The sequence below is a fragment of the bacterium SCSIO 12741 genome, assembly GCA_024398055.1.
Taxonomy (GTDB): domain Bacteria; phylum Bacteroidota; class Bacteroidia; order Flavobacteriales_G; family Salibacteraceae; genus SCSIO-12741.
Genome location: CP073749.1, coordinates 2,334,896 through 2,352,944, shown reverse-complemented (window position 1 = coordinate 2,352,944; position 18,049 = coordinate 2,334,896). Strand labels below are relative to the sequence as shown.

Sequence of the window (18,049 nt, the reverse complement as noted above, 5' to 3'; positions counted from 1 at the left end):
ACATTTGCCGCAAATTCATGATCCGATGATTAACGGAAAAAAAGTGGTAGTGGTCATGCCGGCCTACAATGCGGCAAAAACGGTAGAGAAAACCTATGCGGAGATTCCCTTTGACCTGGTGGACGACGTAATCCTCGTAGATGACCACAGTCCTGACAACACCTCAGAAATCGCTCGAAAGATTGGTATTAAGCATGTCATTCGTCACGAGCAGAACAAGGGCTATGGCGGTAATCAAAAGACTTGCTACAACAAAGCTCTCGAAATCGGTGCCGACATCGTGATCATGGTGCACCCGGATTACCAGTACACGCCCCTTCTTATTCCTTCTATTGCGCACATTATTGCCAACGATCTTTACCCGGTGGTACTTGCCTCCCGGATCTTAGGAAAAGGAGCTTTAAAAGGGGGAATGCCTATTTATAAGTACATCGCCAACCGATTCCTCACCTTGACCCAAAACTTGTTGATGAATCAAAAGCTTTCGGAATACCACACGGGATACCGGGCTTTTTCGAAAGAGGTGTTGCAATCGATCGATTACAATGTGAACTCAGATGACTTCGTCTTCGATAATCAGATGTTGGCCCAGATTTTCTATGCCGGATTTGAAATTGGAGAAGTGACTTGTCCAACGAAGTATTTTGAAGAGGCCTCTTCGATCAACTTCAAGAGAAGTTCGGTTTATGGATTAGGTGTTCTTTGGACCTCTTGGATGTACTTCCTGAATAAATTGGGAATGGCTAAATCTAAGATCTTTAGAAAGCCGGCTTAGGCAACGGTCAAATTTCAATCTTCAATTTTCACCCTCATTCGGATTTGAAATCCGGATGTAAGGGATTGCGGATTTCAAATCCGCGGCTATCGCTTTCGGATAACATATCCGGAAGAGTTCGTGAATTCGTGTAATTCTAATAAGATACAGTCAGTAGGCTCCTCAACCTTCATCTTTCATAGAACCTCATTCGGATTTGAAATCCGAATGTAAGAGGTTGCGGATTTCAAATCCGCGGCTATCGCTTTCGGATAACATATCCGAAAGAGTCAGTGAGTTCGTGTAATTCTAATAAGATACAGTCAGTAGGCTCCTCAACCTTCATCTTTCATAGAACCTCATTCGGATTTGGAATCCGAATGTAACAGGTTGCCGATTTCAAATCCGCAGCTATCGCTTTCGGATAACATATCCGAAAGAGTTTGAGTTGAAAATGTGTTCTCTTAATTATTGAGTGGAGTAACGCTCTCTACCCGGGCGATTTGGGGTACATCCTTTAGGATGGCTTCTTCAATTCCTGCACGGAAGGTCATGTTGTTCATGGAACAATCCAGGCAGGCTCCTTTGAGTTCCACCCGGGCAACCATTTCAGAGGTAATTTCGACCAATTCAAGATCACCCCCATCTTCCCTAACAAACTTTTTCAAATCCCCCAGCGCGTCATTAACGCGATCAAACAATTCTGACTTTGACATGAATGCGAAACAATTGAGCTACAAAGTTAATACACAAAGTCCTACGATTTCTGCAACAGGCACTCGCTAAACTTCTGAGTCAAGTCTTTGAAGGCCAAAGCCTGTGGAGTGTTATCCTGCAAAACTGCCGGGCGACCTACATCGCCGCTTTCACGAATGCTCTGGACCAATGGAATCTGTCCCAACAAATCAACTCCCATGGAGTCGGCCAAATCTTTGGCTCCGTCTTTTCCGAAGATGTAGTATTTGTTATCGGGCAACTCGGCTGGAGTAAACCAAGACATGTTCTCAACCAGACCTAAAACAGGAACGTTAATGGAGTCCAACTTAAACATACCAATCCCTTTTCGGGCATCGGCCAAGGCAATCGGCTGAGGAGTACTTACCACAATAGCTCCGGACAGCGGTACCGCCTGAACAATGGAAAGGTGAACATCACCGGTACCTGGAGGAAGATCAATCAACATATAATCGAGGTCACCCCAGTGTACATCGTTAATCATTTGATCCAATGCCTTAGAAGCCATAGGACCTCTCCAAACAATCGCCTGGTTAATGTCTGCAAAGAAACCGATAGACAAGATTTTCACTCCGTAAGATTCCACCGGAGTCATCATCTGCTTTCCACCTACTTCAATCATTCCAGGTTTTTGATCCTGAACATCAAACATCAAAGGAGCGGATGGCCCATAAATATCAGCATCGATTAGACCTACTTTGTATCCTTCTGCGGCCAATCCAGCAGCCAGATTGGAGGTAATCGTCGATTTCCCTACTCCACCTTTACCTGAAGCAATGGCAACAATGTGCTTTACGCCAGGTAATACTTTTCTGAGTTCGGTATTCTCGCCATCCTTCTTATCCAAAGGCACGACTTCAACTTCAACCTCAACATCACCTCCAATTTTGGTCTGCACCTGGTGGACACAAGCCTCTTCCAGCCTTTTCTTACTGTGCATGGCCGGATTGCTCGTTTGCACCCGAATGGACACCTTGTTATCGGAGATAGATTTAATGCTTACCAGACCTAAGGAAACCAGGTCTTTTTTTAGATCAGGCTCAATCACAAAGGAGAGAGCGTGGAGTACCTCTTTTTCTGTCAACTTTTCGATTTTTTTAGGCGTTGCAAAGGTAACGCTTAAGGGCTTACCCCGGTTCAGAGTTCACCCAATTCTACCTGTGGGTCCCAAAACAATTCCTTAAAGTTGACCACTTTGTCTTCTTTCACCTCTACACCTTCCATTTCCAACAATTCCTGCATCCGGTATGGGGTTTCAAAATGGTGTTTCCCGGTCAACAAACCCAATCGATTGACCACCCGTTGTGCCGGCACTGGAGGATCCTGTGAATGGGCAGCATTCATCGCCCACCCCACCATTCGGGAAGAACGGGCTGCACCCAGGTATTTCGCAATCGCACCATAGCTGGTTACCCGCCCGGAAGGAATCTGCCGAACGACATCGTATACATTATCGAAAAAGGTGTACTGATCCATCGTTAATGGATTCGGTATTTAGTATAAGTAATCTTATATCCCTGGGCAGAAAACAACTGCTCGTAATGGGTTTTGATACTCAAAATCTCACGGGTATCGGGATCTACCTCATCCACCTTTTCGCCATACAAGTCGGCTGTAGTTTCCAACAGGTCGTAACCGTTCTCCTGAATTTCGTCCAAGGTAAACTCGTGTAAAAAGGCACTATCGGTTTTAAGGTGTACGAGACCATTTGGCTTGAGAATCGTTTTGTAGCGGTCGGTAAACAGCTTATTGGTCAATCGCTTTCTTCTTCTGTTTTCCTGAGGTTGTGGATCCGGAAATGTTATCCAAATCTCGTCCAACTCGCCGGGTGCAAAAAAAGAGGTAATGAAGTCGATTCGGGTTCGGAGAAAAAAAGCATTGTTAAGGCCTTCATCCAGTGCATCTTTGGCACCATACCAAATTCGGGCTCCCTTGATATCAACCCCAATAAAATTTTTGTTGGGAAACTTACGAGCCATTCCTACCGAGTACTCGCCTTTTCCGCAACCCAATTCAATGACAATGGGATTGTCATTTTGGAACACTTCCTCACGCCACTTTCCGGCCAACTTATGCGGTAGAATGGATTTATTCTCCGAATCAAACACTTCACATAGTCCAGGTTGCAAGACATTGGAAAAAGTCTTCATGTCCGCAAAACGGATCAACTTCTTTTTCTTACCCATAGGGTTCTACAATTTGGGATTAACGGGTTTTATTTCCAATTCCTCAACCATCCCATTACTGGTTAAGGCAAGAACAACGCCATCGGCCACGTCCTTGGGCTGTACAAAATCTTCAACTGGAGCGTCCAACCCTTCCCAACTCGAAGTATTGGTCGATCCTGGAAGGATAGCAGTCACCTTTACATCGTAATTTCTCAACTCAGAGCGCAACACCTTGGTATAGGTATACAACATCTGCTTGGTCAAAGTGTAGGACACCGCCTGGCGACGCACTTTTTTGCTAAGTACGGAACATACGTTGATGATATGTCCTCTCTTTCTACGTTTAAATTCAGGAATGAAAGGCTGCGTCAAACGAAAGGCACTGAGGAAATTGATATTAAGCATATACATCAACTGCTCTTCCGAGATGTTATCCAATTCATCCTCCTCATATACCCCAACATTATTGACTAAGACATCAATGTCTCCCCAATAATTGATAAAGGTTTCGGCAAAATTGGTAGTCTCGTATTTTCTGGAGAAATCAGCAGATTTGGTAATTACTTCAAGGTCTGGGTAAATGGACATGATTTCCTTTCTCAGGTAATCCATCTCTTCCAGATTTCTCGCTCCAATTCCTAAATCATAGCCCTGTCCAGCTAAGGCCAGGGTGATTGCACGGCCGATTCCTTTGGTTGCTCCAGTAACAATTGCCTTCATCGAATTACAAATTTAAGATTACCAGTCACATGGTTGAAGGTTGCTTTTCGAAAATTGAACGAGTAGGTTTTACAACAGCCATAGCCCCTACCTATTCTTCTAAAGTATATTTGAAGGAATGAAAATCTTATTCACCGTTTTAAACTGGGGATTGGGCCATGCGACTCGAAGTGCACCGCTAATTCGGGCACTTACGGAACGAGGGGCTCAAGTAATCCTGGCAGGTGACGGTGACTCCAAAAGTTATTTGCATGATAGCTTTCCGGGTTTGGAAATAAGAGAACTCCCCTCTTACCCGATCAAATACGGCAAATCGGCAATGGCTACCCGACTACAATTGGTCCAAAGCAGTCCGGGAATTAAATCCACTATAGAACAAGAGCGAAAAGTGGTGGAGCAATGGATAGAGGCCGAAAGCTTTGACTACATCATTTCCGATAATCGATATGGCTGTCACCACCCAAAGATTCCCTCCATATTGATCACTCATCAATTAAACATCGCTGCGCCATTTGCCTCCTTTCTGGTTAACAAAGTGATCAAAAATTACCTTAAACCCTTCCATCGAATCTGGGTTCCGGATGTGGAGAATCCAGAAATAAACTTAAGTGGTGATTTGTCTCACCCTAAAGCTGAATCTCTTCCGGTTGAATACATTGGTCCACTCTCTAACCTTCCCGTAAAGCCTGGCAAAAAAGACCTTGAATGGCTGGGTATTGTATCTGGGCCTGAGCCACAACAATCCTTGTTCTATCAAGCCTTGCTGAAAATTCAAGCTAAGCATCCGCTGCGCATAACCCTTGCCAGAGGTCTTAGCCAAAAGGAACTGACTCCACTTTGGAATCGTGCTCAAAAAATTATTTGCCGCTCCGGCTACTCAAGTATAATGGATCTGGCCCTGCACCAGAAACCCGCCATCTTGGTGCCCACTCCTGGACAAGACGAGCAGCTCTATTTGGGCAAATGGTTCCAAAATGATTGTTCGTTTAAGGTCATTCAGCAAAATGAGATTGATGATCGATGGGTAGACTGGGAGCCCGAAAACAAAAAAGTCCACACGAGGTGGACTTCTTTCTATATGGAAGCGATTGAATCGCTATTTCCTACATCAAATTAGGCAAGCATAGTCACAGGATTCTCTAAGAACTGCTTAAAGGAAAGCAAGAACTCAGAACCAGTAGCACCATCCACAACCCGGTGGTCGCAAGAAAGGGTTACTTTCATTCTGTTTCCAGGTACGATTTGACCGTCTTTTACAACCGGTACTTCGCGAATTCCACCTACAGCCATAATACAGCTATCCGGTGGATTTACGATGGCCGTAAACTCCTCGATACCGTACATACCCAAGTTCGAAATGGTAAATGTGTTACCTGCCCATTCTTCCGGCTGAAGTTTTTTGTCCTTAGCACGCTGAGCCATATCTCTTACTTCTGCACTAATTTGAGTGAGAGGCTTACTGTCAGCAAAACGAACTACAGGAACCAACAAACCTTCTGATACTGCCACAGCCACACCAATGTGAACGTGATCGTTGTAACGGATAGAAGTTTCTTGCCAGGAAGAATTAACAGCTGGGTGCTTTTTCAAAGCCATGGAAACCGCCTTAATCACCAAATCATTGAACGAAACTTTTCCTTCAATGGAGGCATTAATGGCTTTACGGGCTTGAATCGCCTGATCCATATCAATCTCCATGGTCAGGTAGAAATGAGGCGCCGTAAACTTGCTATCGCTTAGTCTTCTTGCAATGGTTTTACGCATCTGAGAAACGGGCTCCTCATGGAAACTCTCTTGACCCAAGATAGCTGTACCAGCAACTGGAGCAGCTACCGGTTGATAGTTGTCAATATCTCTTTTTACAATTCGTCCGCCTTCACCTGTACCGGCCAAGGTATTCAAATCAATTCCTTTTTCCTCCGCCATTTTCTTAGCCAGAGGAGAAGCCTTAACCCGGCCATTCGTTGAAGCAACTAACGGGGCAGGGGCTGCCGCCGCTACTGGTGCCGCTTTTACTTCAGGAGCAGGCGCTGCTACCGGAGCCGGAGCTGCTTGAGGAGCTTCAGGCTCAGCTGCGGGTTGTGCTGGAGCAGATTCTTCAGCGGCCAACAAGGCCGAAACATCTTCCCCTTTCTCACCCAAAATAGCGAGAATACTATCTACAGGAGCGGCTTTTCCTGCCTCCACTCCAATGTGAAGGAGAACCCCATCCTGAAAGGATTCAAATTCCATCGTGGCCTTATCGGTTTCGATATCTGCCAACAATTCACCTGATTCGACCGAATCTCCAATTTGCTTGTGCCACACTGCTACCACACCTTCTTCCATGGTGTCGCTCAGTTTCGGCATTCTAACGATTTCTGCCATTTTACTCCTTTATTCAGTTACAAAAGGATAATCCTCTTGCATGTAGACATCTTTGTACAATTCTGCTGCTTCTGGCTTTGGAGATTCCTCAGCAAAGCGAACAGATTCTTCCACTTGATCTTTGACGCGTTGAACGATTGCTTCAAGCTGTTTCGCAGTGGCGTATTTCTTGGATTTGATGGTTTCCAACACCTTATTTATAGGATCTTGCTCCTGGTAAGATTTTACCTCGTCTTTGGTCCGGTACTTCTGAGGGTCAGACATGGAGTGACCTTTGTAACGATAAGTTCGGATATCCAAAAGGTAAGGACCTTTTCCACTGCGAGCATGACTCGCTGCACGCTCGATGGCATCATGAACTGCTTCTACAGTCATTCCATCAACCGACTCAGCAGGCATCTCATAGGAGGCTCCTAACTTAGACATATCAGTAACGTTGGAAGTCCGCTCAACGGAAGTTCCCATCGCATAGTTGTTATTCTCAATGATGAAAATCACAGGTAATTTCCAATTCATAGCCATGTTGAAGGTTTCATGCAAAGCTCCTTGCCGAGCAGCACCATCTCCAAATGAACAAAAGGCTACGTTTTTGGTTCCCTGGTATTTTTCAGCGAATGCGATTCCGGCTCCCATTGGAATTTGAGCTCCAACGATTCCGTGACCACCCATAAAATTTCGCTCCTTGTCAAACATGTGCATGGATCCACCTTTACCCTTAGAACAACCTGTGCTCTTTCCGTAAAGTTCGGCCATTACATACTTGGCTTCCATTCCAAATCCGAGTGGATGGGCGTGGTCGCGGTAAGCGGTAATGTGTTTATCACCTGGCTCGCAAGCTGAAGCCGTTCCGGCTACTACAGCCTCTTGGCCAATATAAAGGTGACAAAATCCACCAAATTTCTGCTGGATATACAATTGGCCAGCCTTCTCTTCAAACTTTCTCATCAAGAGCATGGACTCATACCACTTGAGATAAGTTTCTTTTCCAAACTTCGATCGTTTTGCCATAGTTTATCGCTTCTGAAAGCGGCAAATTTATACAATTGGAGGATAGAAAAATGGGATGGTGCTCCGATTTCTCAGTTATTTTCAGGGAACTGAAATCCAAAGGGCAACAAGGTCTGCGTTCCTTCGATAACAACGGCTCCATCTCCATCGGCCAGAATGATGGTGAGAGGCTCCTTGGCTAAGGATTCATACTCGGCCATAACTTGCCTACAAGAACCGCATGGAGCAACTAAGGATTCAAGGGCTTCGCCCTGATGACGAGCAAAAACGGCAATGCTTTGGACCTTACTGTCCGGATAAGTAGAATGTGCAGCAAATAACGCTACTCGTTCAGCGCACAAACCTGAAGGATAAGCCGCATTTTCCTGATTGGTGCCGGAAACAATTTGACCATTGTCCAGTTTCAAAGCTGACCCTACCTGAAAATCGGAATAGCGGGCATAGGCAGTGACAGACACTTCCTTCGCCTTTTCTAATAGCAAAAGGTAATCCTCAGGAAGATCTTCCCATCGATCGTAGCGATCGTAACTGGCGTTGATATACTCTTTGGTAGAGCCCATTCAGGATTTTTTTACCAAGACGGTGGCGTAGCTTTTCACCCCATCTTCTGTTCCAACGAAGCCCAATTTTTCGCTGGTTGTGGCTTTTATGGATATCCGATCACTGTCTACCCCCATCACTTCTCCCAAGCAGCGTTGCATTTCGGGAATATGAGGATTCAGTTTCGGAAGCTCCATAACCACGGTGGCATCCACGTTTCCTAATTCAAATCCTTTATCACGAATCAATTCCATGACTCCGGCCAGTAGCTTTTTGCTATCTGCGCCTTTGTATTGAGGATCTGTATCTGGAAAATGAAAGCCGATATCGCGTAGATTTAGTGATCCCAAAAGGGCGTCACAAATGGCATGAATCAATACGTCAGCGTCGGAATGCCCAACGGTACCTTTGACATATTCTAATTCAATTCCTCCTAACCAAAGAGATTCTCCTTCGGCTAAGCGATGAATGTCATACCCAAATCCAACTCGAATATCCATTAACCTTCAGCAGGGGTGCTGCCTGCTCCAGTTCTCTTAACTCCGTCTTTCCCGAAATTAAGCAAAAGCGTGAAACGCAGTGTATTTTGCAAAGGTGATTGCTGCCCAGTTTGATTGAAATAGGCAGGAATCAGGTAAGAAAAGTCTAATCCAAAGGCGCTGTAGCGGAATCCGGCACCTAAAGTGAAGTACTTCCGGTTACCTTTCAATTCGTGCTCCCAGAAATATCCAGCGCGTAGAGCCAATAGCTCATCGTACCAGTATTCTAAACCAACACCAATATTAATTTCTCTCATCTCTTCACGAAAACGGCTTCCTTTCTCAATCTGATAGGTTCCATCTTCGTTCTCGATGTAGTTTCCATTCTCATCAGCAATCGGGTTACCTGGGGCATCATAGAAAGAACTAATCATTCCCTCAATCAAAGGTCTCTCAGGATCTTTACCGGCGCCAATCACCAATTGATCTCCATCACGGATAGGTTGACCAGTACTGTCTACCTTATAAATAGGAGGAGTAGGAACCAAAAGCTTGTTGATGTCTACATTAATTCCGATAGAGTTGTGATCATCCAACTTGTAGGTAAATCTTGGGCCTAAGCGCAAATTCACTGGAAGGAAGTCTCCATTACGTGTACTGGAATAAGACATCTTACCACCGATATTGGAGATGGCCAAACCAGCCGCTACCTCAATATCTCTATCTCCAATCTTCATCCGGTCATTCACCCAATAAAGAGAAAGGTCAGCAGCTACCATGTTACCCGGCTTAGTATCTACCCCTTGCACATCAAGCCCACCTGAAAGGTTGGAGTGAATGTATTTCAAAGTGAAACCACCCGAGATATCCCGGCCCAATTTAGCAGCCATTCCTAAATCGATAGAAAACTCATTAGGGTTAAACTTTCTGAGGTCGTTTCCGAACTCATCGGTAAATTGAATATCTCCAAGAGAAAAGTATTTCAAGCCCCCAGCTACAGTAACAATCTTGTTTACCTTATAGTAACCAGCTAAATAACTCAAACTAATATCCGGAACCAAGTTGCGAAGCCAAGGCGTGTAAGCCAGTGTAACTCCAGACTTATCTTTTACAAAGGCCAATTTGGATCCATTCCAGTGCAATGAATTTGCATCTGGTGATGTAGCTACACCAGCATCACCGAGGGCTCCCCTCTGGATTCTGGAGCAATCATCAAAAACGGAACGGCTGTGGTAATGGTATTAAGTCGATCGTCGACTGGTGTTCCGTTGATTTGCTGGGTGGAAAGCTGTGCCATGGCCGAAGAGCCAAAAAGGCAACAAACGCCCAGCGCGGTTAAAAACTTATTGTATGCGAGTATCATATCGATTTATCGAGGTTACAAATATACTGCTTTATCTTACTTTCAATTTAGTTAAGAATGACCAACTTCTCGAACTTTTCGGCCAGTTCACCATTGGGTGCTTTGACTTCAACTTTGTAGACATAGACTCCAACTCCTATTTTGTCTCCAAAATCGTCCAAACCATCCCATTTAATTGGACCTATCCGAAAGCCCTTGGAGTTAAAATAGCCATCCAAGGTTTTCACAATCTTACCCGAAACGGTAAAGATCTGTATACGTACAAACAGATCTTGGCTCGGATAATTGTGTTCCAGGTAAAATTCTGTGTTAGTGGTAAATGGATTGGGGTAGTTCAAAACATGATCCAAAGCCAGTTCTGCACTCTCCGAAACCACAAATTCGGTATTGGCCGTGCCCGAATTGTTGTAAACATCCCAAGCCTTTAATCTCAAGGTATGTTTTCCATCTGACAGATCCTTGAGGGGATAATTGACCACTCCCTTTTGGTAGGAGTTCAATTCTGCCTCGTAATATTCGTTCAAAACAATCTCATTTGCTGTATTCTCATCCAACACGGCCACAATATCATGGCCTACACCCCCACCACTGGTATTGATTCCATTGTCATCATAAAGTCGGGCATAAATGGAAGGGCTCTCATTAGTCATCCCACCAAATACAAAAGTGGAATCGTTCATATACAGATCGACCTGAGGCCCTACTTGATCCGAAGAAGCATCTCCCGATTGCCCTCCTACAACCAGAGTTGTATCAAATCCAGCCGCATCATACACATTGTTATGGGCGTAGTAGCTGATTTTACCTTGTCCGAAGTTAAAGTTAATGTCCTTTGGAACGACGAAAGTAAAACTAAACTTCCCGTTGGTAACAGTTACCTTCCCACGGAACAGAACATTTATCCGAGCGTCGAAGGTAAAGGCGCCTTTACCGTCGTTATTTAAAGTTTCGATGGTTCTCTTTTTATCATAAATCGTTGGGAAAACAACGCCATTAAATCCGGTGAGCAGTTCTCCGGTTTTCCGGTTTTGCACTTCCCCCTCAATGGTCACCTTTTGTAGCGAGCCAATAGTATCCGGGCGAGCAGTGGTTACTACCTTTTCCCGCGGATAGGCCAATTTCATAGCCGGATCTCCCAAAAGAGCAAACACCCGGGTATTGCCATTAAAGTTTCTTGGATGGGTTTTGGTTAATCTCAAAATATCTCCGAGGCGAGGTGTTTCTCCATCGATTTCACCATAAGCCAGTCGATTGAACGCAGAGGCCAGGGCATAATTTGGAGAAGAATAAACCAACCTGGTCGTGGTCAATAGTCCGATTCCAGCTCCATCCGGATTCAAGAAAACAAATTCACCAGCTGAGGTCCTCCTTGGGTCATCAAAACGGCTAAACTCACAAGTGGCCGTTACAAACAACGGCATATTCGTGGGGTTCCTCCATTTGTTAATCTGGGAAACCTCGAGAACACGTTCATGAGCCCAGCCTAATTCTCCTCCGTGTCCCAAATAATTGATGGTAAGCGACCCTCGTTGCACCGCGTCATCGATTGCAATATTCACATCTGGATATCGCTGACCTCCCGGAGTAGATCGTTGAGGGTAGGCATCCAAAAATACTTTGGATACATTGTAATCTGGGTACAGAAAATCAGTAGTGTCGGCCAATTTATTGGACTTATCCATGTGTTCGTTCCGATCTTCATCATCCCCAACATAAACCGCTGAATTTCTCCAAGGTCCAAAAGATGATTCTGAAGTATACCGCAACAACTTGGTCACCGCGTTGGAAGCTTGGCGCAAATCCTTTACTGGAAAACGCCCCACACCAATTTGAGCTACACCAGAATCAAGGCGTCCATCATAATCGGGAGACAAGAATGAAACGTAATCATCCGAAGCCAACGAACCCGTAGGGCGCAATGACTCCGTAGTTTGGTATATAGGAACGAAATTCGTGTTACCCGTCACTCTATCCTTATAATCATAGGAAGCATCTCCAAACAGCAATAAGTATTTGGGCAAGTCATCCGGCGTCGCAGCACGCTCATAGAACATCCGCATAAAATCTTTGATCGCCGTAATATCCTGGCGTCCACTGGAAAATTCATTGTATACTTTATCCGGCGTGGTTACATAAACCGTTAAACCATCAAATTGAGTGTGGTGCTCAGCCACTTTTTCCGCGTAGGACAAAAAACTCGGATGGCTCAGAATCACCATTTCTGGAAAAGTCACAGCCACTCCATGTAAGTTCTGATTTTCGATCGAATACCCTCCATCCGGAGTAGGCACGTCGAAGGGAGAAAAAACAACAAATTCAGAAGGAAGAGTAGTATCGCCTTTGGTTACAAATTCGAGGTTAGATCCGCTAAAGCTGGCATTTACCTCAACGGCAGCCCTCGGCTCAGACACCTTCCAAACGCGCAAATTGGAATTGGCATTGGAAACCGAATACCTCACATTGGCATAGTTAACCACTTCCATATAGGCATCAAAGGATCTAAAATTCATTTGAGATCCTACATACCGCAATTGACGACGGCAATTCACTTGAAGCCGGTTCAGCCAGGCATTGGCCTCACCATTGGCTTTGGAAAAATTGAGGGTCACCCCAATTTTTGAGGATGATGGGTTTCCCTTTATTCTATTGTACAAATCCCTGGCATAAGGCGCGGTATAGGTTCCAGCCACATTACCTCCGGTAACCGAAGAAGATCCTAATCCCGAGGCATTAATACTCATGGTACTGTTTGAGTTAACAGATCGGATGGCAAAATAGGAATCAAGCTTGGCCTCCGAAGAGGTAACGATATAGGGAAAATCAAACTCGATGAAGTAGGTTGTCTTTACATTAAAGGACTCCCCGTACCAAACACGACCTGAACCAATAAGATTGGATTGTTCCAATTCATGAACGGCGTAATCGTTGAATTCGGTAATGGTTTTCACCGGATTGGACTGGGCTGTTTCTTTTTGAATTCGGGCTGGTGTTCCATCTCCACCATTAAAGGTCAGGAAATAAAAATTGGTATCGGAGTAAGGATTGACTTCAAAAAAGTATTCTCCATTTTGTTCATTCCATCGGTGGGCATGTTCCGCATAGAAGAGTGCAAAATCGCCCTTATCGAAGCGTCCGTCTTCTGCACCAAATAGTTCAATAGGGTTCTCTTTCAGGTCATCTTGGCGCTCAGCCGTATTGGGTTCCAGCAGGCGACCGCCGCCGTTTCCAAAAATTCTCATACCTCCAAAATTGACCGACTCGGGACTTATTCCCATTCCCTTCAAAAAATCATAGTCAATTTTATAAACTCCTGTTTTGGTAATCTGAATTTTGTACCAATCTCCCGAAACCAAAACTGATGTTTCCTTCCAATCACTGCGGGTGGATCGTGTGGCAGAATTAAAACCTTGCTGCGTTTCAACGGTTAGGACAAATCCATCAATGCGGCGAACGGTACTTCCACTCTTTAATAGAGGTATGAATGAAATACTGGCAAACTTTCTACCACGATCCTCATAAATGCGGTAGCTCGGTTGAGGAATTTCAGAAAGAAGATTCAGATTCAGCGTTTTTTGTTCAGCAGCAGATAGCGGGCTTAATTCCAGATCGGATATAATTACGTTAAGGGCTGTCGTGTTTTGGGGTACGGCTATGCGCTTGGTATAGCGCGGCGTAAAGTCGTCGGGAAGTTGGTATGCTGCTCCCACAAAATTTAAATAGTCAACGGGCAAGCCGTCCAGGGAGCGATCCATTTGAATGCCTGTCCACTGCAAATTCACACGTTCTTGGGCGAACGAGTGAAACATTGTAAATATTAATCCCAACCCCAACAAATAGCGAAGGGTACTACCACTTTGAAGCATGTGTTATTTCTTTAGGCAAAAATAATACGGCCGAAACGTTAATTGATTTTGAATATTGCACAAATTGAGATTTATCAATTGACCGGCAGATTCAGTAGTTAACTGAATAAAAATTAAAATAATTCGTATAATTGCCTACCGATAAGCAGGAGGTCTATGTCGCTGAGGTATTTTTGGAAGATAACGTTATTCCTCGTAGGGTTGATAAGTGTGGCTGAGTTTGGATATTCGCAAGATCCCATATACACTCAGTTTTACGCTAACCCACTATACCTCAATCCAGCCATGGCCGGAGTTGAAAGGTGTCCCCGATTTATTATGAATTTCAGAAGTCAATGGCCAGCAGTGGCGAATGGCTTAGGTAATTATGTAACCTACAGTGCTTCGTATGATCAGCACGTTGATGCATTAAGCGGAGGACTTGGCGGATTGGTGACCCATGACCGCGAAGGCGTAAATGGTGTTTTTCAAACTACGCGTGCCGCCCTTATTTACTCCTATAATCTGCCCGTTAACCGAAAGTTATCAATCCGATTTGGTTTAGAAGCGGCTTATTTCCAAAAATCAATTGACTGGAGTCAGTTGACCTTTGGAGACATGATTGATGAGCGCTACGGATTTATTTATCCGACCAATGAAACACCGGTAACCGATAATGTAACCGGAGTAGATTTCTCGGCAGGTGCGTTGGCCTACACCAAGAATTTTTATGGTGGAGTTGCCGTACATCACCTTACTGAACCTAAAGAAACTTTCTTGTTGGGAACGGAAACAGAGCTTCCGCGTAAATTAACCATGCACGCAGGTTTTGTAATTCCTATTAATAAGAGATTCCCGAAAGAGGGAGCCATTTCACCCAACATTTTGTACCAGCAACAAGGACAGGAATTTAGCTTCCAGCCTAATGCTCGTCAACTTTTCCTTGGAATGTACGGTTATAAAGGGCCTATCGTAGGTGGACTTTGGTACCGTGCAGGAGATGCCTTTATCGTATTGGTGGGTATTCATACCGATCATGTCCGATTTGGATACAGCTATGACATCACAACCTCGAAGCTGACCAACAAATCAGGTGGGTCGCACGAAGTATCGCTGGCCTTACTATTTAACTGTAAGCAACCAAGAAAGCGCTTCCGCCCGATCTCCTGCCCTAAATTCTAATTGTCTAAATACTATTATATTTGGTTCGCCGTTAATGCAAAAAGCGTGAATATGAAAATTCTTAAGTTAAGCATAGTACTGGGATCGCTGTTAGCGATGTACTCCTGCGGTTACGAATCTTCGTCTGCCACAGGTTGGAACTATAACGATCCTAAGAACGGTGGTTTCCAAAAAATGCCTTTCGAAGAGCAGGAAACCGGGCCTAACCTCGTTTTGATCGAGGGGGGTACGTTCACCATGGGACGAGTAGAAGATGACTTCATGCACCAGTGGAACAATTACCCGAGAAGGGTGAGTGTTTCTTCATTCTACATGGATGAAACTGAGGTAACTAACCTACACTGGTTGGAATACCTTTACTGGATTAACCGCGTGTTCGGTCTGGATTACCCAGAAGTTTATGCCAAAGCTCTTCCTGATACCTTGGTATGGAGAAGTAAACTGGCCTACTCTGAACCTTACGTTGATTATTACCTACGTCACCCTGCTTACCGTGATTATCCGGTAGTTGGTGTTACTTGGCTGCAAGCCAATGACTACTGTCTGTGGAGAACAGACCGTGTGAATGAGCACATCTTGATTCGTGAAGGTATTCTTGAGCACTACACCGATCAGGTAGGTGAAGATAACTTCAACACTGATGCCTATTTGGTAGGACAGTATGAAAGTGGAAAGAAAATTGAAGGTCTTCCAGACTTTAGCCCGAACAGCACAGGCTTCCGTCGTGTAAAGATGGAAGATGGTATCCTATTACCTAAGTATCGTCTCCCAACTGAAGCAGAATGGGAATACGCCGCCTATGGTTTGATTGGAAACTCATTGGGTGAACGTGTAATCGAACGTAGAATGTGGCCATGGAATGGACACGCTGTTCGTAACCCTGAAGAGAAGTACATCGGATCTATGATGGCAAACTTCAAGCGTGGACGAGGTGATAACATGGGTATCGCTGGAAAACTAAACGATAACGCTGATATCACTAACCCAGTTTACGCTTACTGGCCTAACGACTACGGTCTATATAACATGGCTGGTAATGTAAGTGAGTGGGTAATGGATGTTTACCGTCCGTTGAACTCTGAGGATAATGATGATTTCCGTCCTTTTAGAGGTAATGTTTACACCAAATTGAAAGTAGATATCGATGGATTTATCGATGAGAAAGATTCCTTGGGTCGTCTACAACGTGTAGAGGTTACTGAAGAAGAGAACCTGGATCGTCGTAACTACCAGCGTTCAAACAACATTAACTTTAAAGATGGTGAGTATGAATCGCACATCGATCGTACCCACTGGGAAGATTTTGAAAATTCAGATGACAAGTTGACTGAGACCACTTACATGTATGAGTATGGTCAAAAGTCCTTGATCAATGATGATACCCGGGTATATAAAGGTGGTAGCTGGAGAGACCGTGCTTACTACATGAACCCTGGAACTCGTCGCTTCCTGGAAGAAACTCAACGTACAGCCTGGATTGGATTCCGCTGTGCAATGGACCGCGTAGGAAGCCCTGTTGGTTTAGGAGGACGATAACCCCGAAACAACGTTGAAAAGATTTGAAACCCCTACTTGAAAGTCAAGTAGGGGTTTTCTTTTTTTGGTACTATGAGCACTGATCTACTTGCCCTGTACAAGTCCTGCAACAGGACCATATGCACCGATACCCGAAAAATTTCCCCTGGTTCTTTATTCGTTGCCTTAAAAGGTGAACGGTTTAACGGTAATAAGTTTGTCGAACAAGCCTTGACGACCGGGGCCAAACATGCCTTAATTGATGAGGCTGAATACCACATTGAAGGAAAAACCACGCTCGTAGATGATGCTCTAAAAGCACTTCAAGAGTTAGCCCACGCCTATCGCAACACCTTTTCCATTCCTATTATTGGTATCACCGGGTCGAACGGCAAAACCACTTCTAAGGAGTTAATCACCGCCGTTCTTGCGAAACGTTATCGGGTGCATGCTACACCCGGAAACTTCAACAACCACATTGGCCTGCCTCTCACCCTACTTTCCATGCCTGAGGATACCGAAATTGCCATTTTGGAAATGGGCGATAATCATCCTGGAGAAATCGACTTTCTAAGTCAAATTGGCGCGCCTACTCATGGATTAATTACCAATGTAGGAAAGGATCATATTGAAGGATTTGGCTCCTTTGAAAACAACAAGTTGGCCAAAAAAGAATTGTTCGACTACCTGGTCAACCACGATGGAGAACTTTTCGTTCCCACGTTTGAAACCGATTTACTACCCCTTGTTCCAAATGGAGCACGAGAAGTTCGCTTTGGATCTCCTGAGGATCGCTTTAGCCTGCAATTTACAGGCTCTTCTCCCTTTGTGAGGTACATGGACTCTCAAGGAACAGAAACCACCTCACAGCTCATCGGAGACTACAATTTCAAAAACATCGAAATGGCCTATGCCCTGGGAATGTACTTTGAAGTTGAAGCCCAAAACATTCACGAAGCCATAGCCGAATATCGCCCTTCCAACAACCGGTCACAATACCTGGAAAAGGGAGAGCATGTCATATTTCTGGACGCCTACAATGCCAACCCTTCATCGGTTGAATTGGCTTTGGAAAGCTTCGTAAAACAAAACTTAAAGGAACACCGAATCGTCATTTTAGGCGACATGCTGGAACTCGGAGAGGAAAGCCTATCCGAACACCAGGGAATCGTTGATCAAATCAAGACTTTGGATATCCAAGCCTTGCTTGTAGGCCAGGAATTTGGGCAAACGAAACTTTCCGAGAAAATGAAGGCCTTTGCCGACCGACACGAATTGATGGACTACCTCAAAGCCAATCCGCTTCCCGGAAGTCAATTGCTCATAAAAGGTTCCCGTGGGATCCGCTTAGAAGAAGTTTTAGAAATCTGGTAAGG

General features: G+C 44.7%; 17 protein-coding genes. 5 read left to right on the top strand and 12 right to left on the bottom strand.

Features of this window, described 5'->3' with window-relative positions; translation table 11 throughout:
- The first annotated feature begins 25 nt into the window (after nt 1–25).
- A complete protein-coding gene (locus tag KFE98_09935) occupies nt 26–775 on the top strand; it encodes a glycosyltransferase family 2 protein (protein ID UTW64437.1) in 750 nt (249 codons plus the stop codon).
- Between the two features lie 443 nt (nt 776–1,218).
- Here the strand turns inward: KFE98_09935 and KFE98_09930 are convergent, their stop codons facing one another.
- The 5 genes from KFE98_09930 to KFE98_09910 are packed head-to-tail and all read right to left on the bottom strand — an operon-like array spanning nt 1,219 to nt 4,377.
- On the bottom strand, nt 1,219–1,470 hold the full coding sequence (locus KFE98_09930) for a NifU family protein (GenBank protein ID UTW64436.1): 252 nt from the start codon (nt 1,468–1,470) through the stop codon (nt 1,219–1,221).
- A 41-nt stretch (nt 1,471–1,511) separates the two neighbouring features.
- The gene (locus KFE98_09925; GenBank protein UTW64435.1) at nt 1,512–2,573 is read right to left on the bottom strand and encodes an Mrp/NBP35 family ATP-binding protein; all 1,062 of its coding nucleotides are present in this window, start codon (nt 2,571–2,573) and stop codon (nt 1,512–1,514) included.
- A 53-nt stretch (nt 2,574–2,626) separates the two neighbouring features.
- Nucleotides 2,627–2,965: an MGMT family protein gene (locus KFE98_09920; GenBank protein ID UTW64434.1), complete on the bottom strand. Its 339-nt coding sequence runs from the start codon at nt 2,963–2,965 to the stop codon at nt 2,627–2,629.
- A gap of 2 nt (nt 2,966–2,967) precedes the next feature.
- Nucleotides 2,968–3,675: a tRNA (guanosine(46)-N7)-methyltransferase TrmB gene (trmB, locus tag KFE98_09915; GenBank protein UTW64433.1), complete on the bottom strand. Its 708-nt coding sequence runs from the start codon at nt 3,673–3,675 to the stop codon at nt 2,968–2,970.
- A gap of 6 nt (nt 3,676–3,681) precedes the next feature.
- The gene (locus tag KFE98_09910; GenBank protein ID UTW64432.1) at nt 3,682–4,377 is read right to left on the bottom strand and encodes an SDR family oxidoreductase; all 696 of its coding nucleotides are present in this window, start codon (nt 4,375–4,377) and stop codon (nt 3,682–3,684) included.
- 118 nt (nt 4,378–4,495) lie between these two features.
- Between KFE98_09910 and KFE98_09905 the strand changes: the two genes are divergently transcribed.
- Nucleotides 4,496–5,494: a glycosyltransferase gene (locus KFE98_09905; protein UTW64431.1), complete on the top strand. Its 999-nt coding sequence runs from the start codon at nt 4,496–4,498 to the stop codon at nt 5,492–5,494.
- On the opposite strand, the gene KFE98_09900 is transcribed toward KFE98_09905, so the two are convergent.
- From KFE98_09900 to porU, 7 genes are all read right to left on the bottom strand, one after another.
- On the bottom strand, nt 5,491–6,744 hold the full coding sequence (locus KFE98_09900) for a pyruvate dehydrogenase complex dihydrolipoamide acetyltransferase (protein ID UTW64430.1): 1,254 nt from the start codon (nt 6,742–6,744) through the stop codon (nt 5,491–5,493). The two genes, KFE98_09905 and KFE98_09900, sit on opposite strands and share 4 nt — an antisense overlap.
- 9 nt (nt 6,745–6,753) lie before the next feature.
- Nucleotides 6,754–7,752 carry a pyruvate dehydrogenase (acetyl-transferring) E1 component subunit alpha gene (gene pdhA, locus KFE98_09895; protein ID UTW64429.1) on the bottom strand — a complete coding sequence of 333 codons (999 nt, stop codon included), beginning with the start codon at nt 7,750–7,752 and terminating at the stop codon, nt 6,754–6,756.
- 71 nt (nt 7,753–7,823) lie between these two features.
- Nucleotides 7,824–8,312: a cytidine deaminase gene (gene cdd / locus KFE98_09890; GenBank protein ID UTW64428.1), complete on the bottom strand. Its 489-nt coding sequence runs from the start codon at nt 8,310–8,312 to the stop codon at nt 7,824–7,826.
- Nucleotides 8,313–8,792, bottom strand: a complete 480-nt coding sequence (locus tag KFE98_09885) for a 2-C-methyl-D-erythritol 2,4-cyclodiphosphate synthase (protein UTW64427.1) — start codon at nt 8,790–8,792, stop codon at nt 8,313–8,315.
- Nucleotides 8,792–9,970: a type IX secretion system outer membrane channel protein PorV gene (gene porV, locus KFE98_09880; protein UTW64680.1), complete on the bottom strand. Its 1,179-nt coding sequence runs from the start codon at nt 9,968–9,970 to the stop codon at nt 8,792–8,794. Before porV ends, KFE98_09885 begins: the two co-directional genes overlap by 1 nt.
- Nucleotides 9,937–10,134 carry a hypothetical protein gene (locus tag KFE98_09875; GenBank protein ID UTW64426.1) on the bottom strand — a complete coding sequence of 66 codons (198 nt, stop codon included), beginning with the start codon at nt 10,132–10,134 and terminating at the stop codon, nt 9,937–9,939. The genes porV and KFE98_09875 overlap by 34 nt, the downstream gene beginning before the upstream one ends.
- Nucleotides 10,135–10,181: 47 nt before the next feature.
- Nucleotides 10,182–13,940, bottom strand: a complete 3,759-nt coding sequence (gene porU / locus KFE98_09870) for a type IX secretion system sortase PorU (protein ID UTW64425.1) — start codon at nt 13,938–13,940, stop codon at nt 10,182–10,184.
- Nucleotides 13,941–14,207: 267 nt separating this feature from the next.
- Between porU and KFE98_09865 the strand changes: the two genes are divergently transcribed.
- The 3 genes from KFE98_09865 (at nt 14,208) to KFE98_09855 (ending at nt 18,047) form a co-directional block, all read left to right on the top strand.
- Entirely contained in the window at nt 14,208–15,158 is a 951-nt protein-coding gene (locus KFE98_09865; protein UTW64424.1) for a type IX secretion system membrane protein PorP/SprF, read from the top strand.
- Between the two features lie 51 nt (nt 15,159–15,209).
- Nucleotides 15,210–16,694, top strand: coding sequence for an SUMF1/EgtB/PvdO family nonheme iron enzyme (locus KFE98_09860; protein UTW64423.1), 1,485 nt, complete (start codon nt 15,210–15,212; stop codon nt 16,692–16,694).
- Between the two features lie 72 nt (nt 16,695–16,766).
- Nucleotides 16,767–18,047: a UDP-N-acetylmuramoyl-tripeptide--D-alanyl-D-alanine ligase gene (locus KFE98_09855; GenBank protein UTW64422.1), complete on the top strand. Its 1,281-nt coding sequence runs from the start codon at nt 16,767–16,769 to the stop codon at nt 18,045–18,047.
- Nucleotides 18,048–18,049 lie beyond the last annotated feature (2 nt).

Excerpts from the sequence above, each read along its gene's own strand:
- KFE98_09935 (UTW64437.1), top strand. The coding sequence starts at position 26 with ATGATTAACGGAAAAAAAGTGGTAGTGGTCATGCCGGCCTACAATGCG.
- KFE98_09860 (UTW64423.1), top strand. The coding sequence starts at position 15,210 with ATGAAAATTCTTAAGTTAAGCATAGTACTGGGATCGCTGTTAGCGATG.
- KFE98_09855 (UTW64422.1), top strand. The coding sequence starts at position 16,767 with ATGAGCACTGATCTACTTGCCCTGTACAAGTCCTGCAACAGGACCATA.
- KFE98_09910 (UTW64432.1), bottom strand. The coding sequence starts at position 4,377 with ATGAAGGCAATTGTTACTGGAGCAACCAAAGGAATCGGCCGTGCAATC.
- trmB (UTW64433.1), bottom strand. The coding sequence starts at position 3,675 with ATGGGTAAGAAAAAGAAGTTGATCCGTTTTGCGGACATGAAGACTTTT.
- pdhA (UTW64429.1), bottom strand. The coding sequence starts at position 7,752 with ATGGCAAAACGATCGAAGTTTGGAAAAGAAACTTATCTCAAGTGGTAT.
- KFE98_09885 (UTW64427.1), bottom strand. The coding sequence starts at position 8,792 with ATGGATATTCGAGTTGGATTTGGGTATGACATTCATCGCTTAGCCGAA.
- KFE98_09920 (UTW64434.1), bottom strand. The coding sequence starts at position 2,965 with ATGGATCAGTACACCTTTTTCGATAATGTATACGATGTCGTTCGGCAG.
- cdd (UTW64428.1), bottom strand. The coding sequence starts at position 8,312 with ATGGGCTCTACCAAAGAGTATATCAACGCCAGTTACGATCGCTACGAT.
- KFE98_09905 (UTW64431.1), top strand. The coding sequence starts at position 4,496 with ATGAAAATCTTATTCACCGTTTTAAACTGGGGATTGGGCCATGCGACT.
- KFE98_09930 (UTW64436.1), bottom strand. The coding sequence starts at position 1,470 with ATGTCAAAGTCAGAATTGTTTGATCGCGTTAATGACGCGCTGGGGGAT.
- KFE98_09875 (UTW64426.1), bottom strand. The coding sequence starts at position 10,134 with ATGATACTCGCATACAATAAGTTTTTAACCGCGCTGGGCGTTTGTTGC.
- porU (UTW64425.1), bottom strand. The coding sequence starts at position 13,940 with ATGTTTCACTCGTTCGCCCAAGAACGTGTGAATTTGCAGTGGACAGGC.
- KFE98_09900 (UTW64430.1), bottom strand. The coding sequence starts at position 6,744 with ATGGCAGAAATCGTTAGAATGCCGAAACTGAGCGACACCATGGAAGAA.